7 protein-coding genes are annotated in these 7512 nt (G+C 63.2%); 1 reads left to right on the top strand and 6 read right to left on the bottom strand.

Annotation, left to right across the window (positions count from 1 at the left end; genetic code table 11):
• The 6 genes from JWR98_RS30030 to JWR98_RS27390 form a co-directional block, all read right to left on the bottom strand.
• A partial coding sequence (locus JWR98_RS30030) for a prepilin-type N-terminal cleavage/methylation domain-containing protein (RefSeq protein ID WP_341870886.1) occupies positions 1 to 224 on the bottom strand: 224 nt, incomplete at its 3' end.
• A gap of 91 nt (positions 225 to 315) precedes the next feature.
• Positions 316 to 495 carry a type II secretion system protein gene (locus tag JWR98_RS30025; RefSeq protein ID WP_225908880.1) on the bottom strand — a complete coding sequence of 60 codons (180 nt, stop codon included), beginning with the start codon at positions 493 to 495 and terminating at the stop codon, positions 316 to 318.
• A gap of 9 nt (positions 496 to 504) precedes the next feature.
• On the bottom strand, positions 505 to 930 hold the full coding sequence (gene gspG / locus JWR98_RS27405) for a type II secretion system major pseudopilin GspG (protein WP_205491716.1): 426 nt from the start codon (positions 928 to 930) through the stop codon (positions 505 to 507).
• A 21-nt stretch (positions 931 to 951) separates the two neighbouring features.
• A complete protein-coding gene (gene gspF / locus JWR98_RS27400) occupies positions 952 to 2154 on the bottom strand; it encodes a type II secretion system inner membrane protein GspF (protein ID WP_078733881.1) in 1203 nt (400 codons plus the stop codon).
• Positions 2151 to 3881, bottom strand: coding sequence for a type II secretion system ATPase GspE (gene gspE, locus JWR98_RS27395; protein ID WP_482823939.1), 1731 nt, complete (start codon positions 3879 to 3881; stop codon positions 2151 to 2153). Before gspE ends, gspF begins: the two co-directional genes overlap by 4 nt.
• 154 nt (positions 3882 to 4035) lie before the next feature.
• The gene (locus tag JWR98_RS27390) at positions 4036 to 4260 is read right to left on the bottom strand and encodes a hypothetical protein (protein ID WP_042944985.1); all 225 of its coding nucleotides are present in this window, start codon (positions 4258 to 4260) and stop codon (positions 4036 to 4038) included.
• Between the two features lie 487 nt (positions 4261 to 4747).
• Here JWR98_RS27390 and JWR98_RS27385 point away from each other — a divergent pair, with 487 nt between their 5' ends.
• Entirely contained in the window at positions 4748 to 7486 is a 2739-nt protein-coding gene (locus JWR98_RS27385; protein ID WP_205491714.1) for a beta-glucosidase, read from the top strand.
• Positions 7487 to 7512: the final 26 nt, after the last annotated feature.

The raw sequence follows: 7512 nt of genomic DNA, 5'->3' as shown, positions 1-7512 counted from the left end.
CTACAGATCGCCATCAACGTCAGCGCGGCGAGCATTTCCAGGAGGGTGAACCCGCGCTGATGCTTCATGGCAACGTCCTGGACTGCACGCTGCCGGTCAGCCAGCCAATATCGATGCGCCAGCGCCGGCTGCCATTGGCCAACAACGAGGTTGCCGCCGGTGGAGGCTGCCGTCGGGTAGAACGCCACCGCCGAACCGGCTTGTTCGGCGGTGTGCAGGGTCACTTGCAGGTCGGCCGGCCAGTTGTTTTTTGGGCGCCGGGCGCTTGAAAACTCAGCTGTTGCAAATCGAATACGGTGCTTTCGGTGGTACCACTCACAATTGCCCGCGCCCGCGTGCTACGTAGCGCCTCGACGATCTGCCGACGGCCTGGCGCTCCTTGGCGGCGCGCAGCCCCTGTTGCAGGCCGAAGCCGACCAACCCGGCCGCGAGGCTGATCAGCACGATCACCACCAGCATTTCCAGCAGGGTAAAGCCGCGTTGAGCGTTGGCCATGGTCGTGGCTTATTCCCAGTTGCCCAGGTCGGCGCTGTAGCCTTCGCCACCGGGTTGGCCGTCCTGGCCGTAGAAAATCAGGTCGAACGCGCCGTGCTCACCGGGGAAGCGATAACCAAAGGCATGGCCGAACGGGTCCTTGAGGTCAGACGGCTTGGCGTATGGCCCGGCCCAGCCGGCGCTGTTGCCGGGCTTGTCGACCAACTGTTGCAGGGTCTTGGGCGGCGAGCCGACGTCCAGCCCGTAGCTTTCGATCTTCATGCTCAGGCTGGCCAGTTGCGCCTTGCCCGCGCCGTACTTGCCCTTGTCCACATTGCCGCCGACCTGACGCACAACGATGGCCGCGACAATGCCCAACAGGACGATCACCGCGAGCATTTCCAACAAGGTAAAACCGCCCTGGCGGCGGGCAGGTTTAAATCGGGTCTGACGCATCGTTTTGCTTCCTCAGGGGGTTCATATATTGCTGGTCAGGCTCATCAGCGGCAGCATGATCGCCAGCATGATCACCGCCACCAGCACCGCCATCACCACGGTCAGCGACGGCACCAGCGCGGCGAGCAGACGGTCGATTCCGCGCTTGGCTTCGACGTCGAACACCTCGGCGACCTTGAGCAGCATGCTGTCCAGTTCACCGGCCTGTTCGCCGACTTCAATCATTTGCAGGGCCAGGTCCGGCAGCAGTGGCTCGCTGCCGAAGGCGCTGGCCAGGGTGCCGCCGCCCTTGACCGCTTCGGCGGCCTGCGCGACCTGCGCTTGCAGGGCGCGGTTGGTGCAGACCTGCCGCGCGATGACCAGGGCCTGCAGCAGGGCCACGCCGTTGCTGAGCAAGGTGCCCAGGGTGCGCGCCAGGCGGGCGGCCTCAACGCGTTGCAACAGCGGGCCGATCACACGAATACCCAGCACGCGCCGGTCATAACGTTCACGCCGCCGCGGATCACGCAGGCGCGCGGCGAGGGTCCAGACGGTCACGATCAGCCCGGCCAACACCGCCAGGCCATAAGCACCGAGGAACTGGCCCAGTCCCAGGATCACTTCGGTGATCAGCGGGATCGGCACGCCCAGGTCCTTGAAGATCGGCACGAACTGCGGCACCACATAGGCCAGCAACAGCGCCAGGGAACCGAGCACGCCCACGACCAGGAACGCCGGGTAGATCAACGCGTTGATCACTTCGCCTCTGAGCAGTTGGCTGCGCTCCAGGTAGTCGCTGAGCTGGCGCAGGGTGTTTTCCAGGGCGCCGCCCGCTTCGCCGGCACGCACCATGCTCAGGTACAGCGGCGAGAACTGGCTGCCCTCCTCTTCCAGCGCCTTGGACAAGGGCTGGCCCGCCTTGACCTGTTCGCGGATGCGCTCGATCAACGCACGAGCCTGCGGCTGGCCGGGCTGTTTGAGCAGGATACCGAGGGAGCGCTCCAACGGTTGGCCGGCCCCCAGCAGGGTTGCCAGTTGCTGGGTGAAACTGACCAGCGCCGCACCATTCAACTGGCCGCGCCCGAAGGCCTTGCGCAGCCCCTGGGCGCCGGCCACATCGATGTGCAACAACAACAAACCGCGCTTGTGCAGCGCGGCGACGGCGGCGTCCTGGTCCTTGGCTTCCAGGGTGCCGTGCTGCGCCTGGCCCTGGCTATCGAGGGCGCGGTACTTGTACAGGCTCATGTGCCCTCACCCCGGGTGACGCGCAGCACTTCTTCGAGTGAGGTGACGCCGGCCACCGCCTGGCGCAGGCCCTCTTCATGCAAGGTGCGCAGGCCGCCACGGCGGGCGGCCTGTTCGAGGGTGGCGGCGTCGGCCTGACGCATCAGCAGGCTGCGCAGTTCGTCGTTCATCACCAGCAGTTCGGTGATCGCGCTGCGCCCGTGATAGCCGCCGCCCGGTGCATCCGCGCGGGGCCGGTAGAGCAGGATCGGGCGCTGGTCGGTAAAACGATCCAGGCCGTGTTCGGCGATCAATTGCGGCGGTGCTTCAAAGGCTTCACGGGTGGCCGGGTCGAGGCGGCGCACCAGGCGCTGGGCGAGGATGCCGTTGACCGTCGAGGCAATCAGGTAGCTTTCCACACCCATGTCCAGCAGGCGCGTGATACTCGCTGCCGCGCTATTGGTGTGCAGGGTCGAGAGCACCAGGTGCCCGGTCAACGAAGACTGGATAGCGATGCGGCAGGTTTCCAGGTCGCGGATTTCACCGATCATGATCACGTCCGGGTCCTGGCGCACGATGGAACGCAGCGCACCGGCGAAGTCCAGGCCGATGGCCGGTTTGACCTGGATCTGGTTGATGCCTTCGAGCTGGTATTCCACCGGGTCTTCGACGGTGATGATCTTGCGCTCGGCGGTATTGAGGCGCGACAGCGCGGTGTACAGCGTGGTGGTCTTGCCCGAACCGGTGGGGCCGGTGACCAGCAGGATGCCGTGGGGGCGTTCGAGCACCTCAAGGAAGGTGTCGAGGCGCTGGCCGTCGAAGCCCAGGCTCTGGAAATCGAACTGCACGGTCTGGCGATCGAGCAAACGCATCACCACCGATTCGCCAAAACTGGTCGGTACCGTGGACACGCGCAGGTCCAGCTCCTTGCCTTGGATGCGCAGCATGATGCGCCCGTCCTGGGGCAAGCGTCGCTCGGCGATGTCCAGGCGCGCCATGATCTTCACCCGTGAAATCACCGCCGCCGACGAACTGGACGGCGGCGCCTCGGCCTCGTGCAGCACGCCGTCGATGCGGTAGCGCACCTTGAGCTGGTTTTCGAAGGGTTCGATATGAATGTCCGAGGCGCGATGTTCCACCGCGCGCTGCAGGATCAGGTTGACCAGGCGAATCACCGGCGCTTCGGAGGCCATGTCCTTGAGGTGTTCGATGTCTTCCAGCGCACCGCCCTGCTCGTCGAGGTTCTCGATCAGGGTGCCCATGGCCGAGCGGCCCTGGCCGTAGTAACGCTCGATCAGGGTTTCGACTTCGTTGCGCGGGCCCACCGCCAGCCACACCGGCACGCCGCAGGCATAGGCCATGGCCTGGAACGGATAGACCAGCGCCGGGTTGGCCGCCAGCACGCGCAACCCGCCCTGGCTCCAGCCCACCGGCACCACCTGATAGTGGCGCATGAAGCGCTCGGTCAAGGCCGGCAACGGGTCCAGCAACGGCGGGGCGGCCTCCGCCAGTAACAGCGGCGCGCCGAGCAGATCGGCCCAGGCGCGGGCCAGCTCCACTTCGGAGACCAGCCCCAGGCGGGTCAACAGGCCGAGCAATTCGCTGTCGCCCGACTCCTGGGACAAGCGCCGGGCGCGCTCCAGGTCAACGGTTTTCAAGCCGGCGTGTTGCATCAGCCATGCGCAGACCTGTTCGGTGTGCGGGATGTGCATGTCGCAGGCGTTGATGGGCGTTGAGGGGCTGGGCATGGGTGACTATCTGAGGGGCAATGTTCTGAAGGACTCTGGGAACCCTTGTGGGAGGGGGCTTGCCCCCGATAGCGGTGGACCAGCTGCCGCATGTGCTGACTGATAAACCGTTATCGGGGCAAGCCCCCTCCCACAGGGGATCGCGTTTTCCCCGTTAGTTCGAGGTCTTCGGCGCAGCCTGACTGCCATTCAACGGCCGGCCGCCCTTGGTGGTTTCGGCCTTCTGTTTTTTCGCGGCCTTGGCATCCTGGGTCTGGGTCAAAACCGTGGAATCGGTGGCGCCGGACTTGGCGTCCGCGTCGGTGGCTTCAGCCGCCATGGCTGCGCCACTCAATGCAACGCCCAGCACAAAACCGGCACCCAACAGGGAAATCTTCATGAACATTCTCCAGATAAAAAACAACGGACCGCTCAAGTAGCGCCCTGAATTCGTTCAAGACCCTACACCAAAGCGATGTGTATGACAGCTTGTATAAAACATGGCCTTTTAGAACTACCGAGCGGGGCCATTCATTTGCCATGCCACCCTGAATTTTCTTAAACAAATCGACCAGTAGGTTTAACTCAAGTTCAAAATCGTAATGAAATATTTCTTATTTTACGCAAAAATTAGCTTTTGTTTGACTTATAACCGCAAGAATTGCCTTAATTATGGCGTTTTCGCGGTTCAAAATGCCATCTCGTGATATCGCCAAGACATCACCCACAAGAATAATTAATACAATTATTAAACTTTTATAACTGCAAAACCCGCCCAGTAATTGCAATTAGCCATCGGTTAAACATTGCGATCAAGGCGAACTATTGCCCACGAAAAAGTGACGAGCGCCGTCCCATTTTCCAACGAAGAGTTGTCGGAGAAACCCATGAGTAAACGCAAGATGATCGGTGCACAGTCGGCATTCGCCCTGCTGGCCCTGGCCGTGGCCCAAGTGCATGCGGCCACCAGCCCTGCGCTGGATGAAGGCCGGGTAAGCCGCGCGGAAAAAGCCGCGGATAAAACCCTGGCCAAGATGACCCTGGAAGAAAAACTCGCCTATATCGGCGGCACCGGTGGTTGGGACGTCAAGCCACTGAGCCAATACGGCATCCCGCAGATCCACGGCGCCGATGGCGGCGTCGGCGTGCGCTACACCAGCGAAGGCAACGAGCAGGGCGTGGTGTACCCGTCGGGCCCGAACCTGGCGGCCAGCTGGAACCCGCGCCGCGCCATCGACCTGGGCCGCGCCCTGGGTTACGACACCGCCAGCGGCGGGTATCAGTTCGTCACCGGCCCCGGCGTGAACCTGTACCGCATGCCGTACAGCGGCCGTGCGTTCGAATACCTGTCCGGTGAAGACCCATTCCTCGGCGCCAGCCTGGGGCCGGCGGTGATCAATGGTATCCAGTCGCGCGGGGTGTGGGCCAATGCCAAGCACTACGCGGCCAACGACCAGGAAAGCAACCGCTTCCACCTCGATGAAAGCATCAGCGAGCGGGTGCTGCGCGAAATGACCCTGCCACCGTTCGAGTCCGCCTCGAAGAACAGCAAGGTGGCGATGATGATGTGCGCCTTCCAGAAGGTGAACGGCGAATTCGCCTGCGAAAACTCGCACCTGATCCACGATATCCTGAAGACCGAGTGGGGCTACCCAGGCTTCGTGCAGAGCGACTACAACGCGGTGGTCAACGGCTTGCCGGCGGCACAGGCCGGCACCGACCTGGACATGATGGGCTACCAGATGAACAGCACGGTGCTCAAGCCGTACCTGGACAGCGGCGAGCTGAGCGGCGCGATCCTCGATGACAAGGTGCGCCGCATCCTCAAGCAGATCTACCTGTACAAGTTCGACAGCAAGGCGCCGTTGACCCGCCACAACATGAACAGCGCCACCAGCAACCGCGTGGCCCTGAACGCCGCGCGCGAAGGTATCGTGCTGCTGAAGAACCAGAACAACCTGTTGCCGCTGGACGCCAAGCAGGTCAAGACCATCGCGGTGGTCGGCAACCTGGCCAAGTACGCCCCGCCGACCGGTTTCGGCAGCGCGAACGTGATGGCGGCCCACTACATCAGCGAGCTGAGCGGCCTGCAGCAATTGGCGCCGGGGGCCAAGGTCGAGTTTATCGACGGATTGTCCCTGGACCCATCGGCCGCCAACTGGACCCACACCGACAGCGACGGCAAGCGCGTCAACGGCGTGAAGACCGAGTTTTTCAACAACAGCAACTGGTCCGGAGACCCGGCCGCCAGCCGCACCGACCAGCATGTCGACCTCGACTGGTCCACCGACAGCCTGCCGGTGAACGGCGACACCGCCGCCACCTCGATCCGCTACAGCGGGCAGATCACCCCGACAGTCAGCGGTGAGCAGGTGTTCAAGGTGCGCGCCGACGGTGCCGTGCGCCTCTACGTCAACGGCCAGAAAGTCCTCGACAACGGCGACGGCAAGCCGCTGCCCAACAACAGCATCCCACCAACCATCCCGGTGTTTGCCAAGGTCAAGCTGGAAGCCGGCAAACCGGTGGATATCAAGCTGGAATACTCGCGCCGCAACGGCTACCTCTCGACCATGGGCGGCCTGGTGGGCGTGCAGATGAGCTGGGCGTCACTGGTTGCGCCGCAGGACCTGGCCAAGTACGACGCCGTGCTGGTGGCCGCGGGCAACAGCAGTGAGTACGAAGGTGAAGGCTTCGACCACAGCTTCGACCTGCCGGAATTCCAGGGCCAGTTGATCCAGAGCATCGCCAAGGTCAACCCCCACACCATCGTCACCCTGCACGGCGGCACCGGGCTGAAGATGAGCGACTGGATCGACCAGGTGCCGGCCGCGCTGCATGCGTTCTACCCAGGGCAGAACGGCGGCCAGGCATTGGCGGAGATCCTGCTGGGCAAGGTCAACCCGTCGGCCAAGTTGCCGATCAGCATTGAGCGCAACATCGAAGACAACCCGATCTACGCGACCTTCCCGACTTTCGACAATCAGGAAACCCTGGCCACGATGAGCTACAAGGACGACCTGTTCCTGGGCTATCGCGGTTACGAGAAAAAAGGCATCAAGCCGCTCTACCCGTTCGGCTACGGCTTGTCGTACACCACCTTCGGCTACAGCAACATCAGTGTGACCCCTGGGGTCGCGGTGGCGGGCGCACCGATCAAGGTGTCGTTCGACCTGGCCAACACCGGCAAGGTGGCGGGCGCCGAAGTCGCCGAGCTGTACGTGGGCCAGAACGCGCCGAAAGTCGAGCGCGCGCTCAAGGAACTCAAGGGCTACAAGAAGGTGTTCCTCAAGCCTGGCGAGAGCAAGCGTGTGACCATCGAGCTCAACGATCGCTCGCTGGCCTACTACGACGTCAAGAGCAAGCAATGGGTGGTGGACGCCGACAGCTTCACCCTGTCGGTGGGCGCGTCGTCCCAGGACATTCGCCTGAACGCCAAGCTGGTCAACCCGTTCCGCCAGGAACTGTCGACCACCACCAGCAACCCATTGCCGCGCTCGGCCCTCAATTCGACCCTGCGGGATTCGACGGTCAAGACCGGCGGCGTACTGCATCAGGATGAAAGTGACAGTGGCACCAGTGACGGTGACGGTTACGACAGCAACCAAGGCAGCGCTACCGGTAACTGATACCGGCGCGGTCCAGTGTGGGAGGG

This window comes from Pseudomonas lactucae (genome assembly GCF_016937615.1).
GTDB lineage: Bacteria > Pseudomonadota > Gammaproteobacteria > Pseudomonadales > Pseudomonadaceae > Aquipseudomonas > Aquipseudomonas lactucae.
The sequence above is the reverse complement of the archived record's forward strand: the minus strand, read 5'-3'. Positions and strand labels throughout refer to the sequence as shown.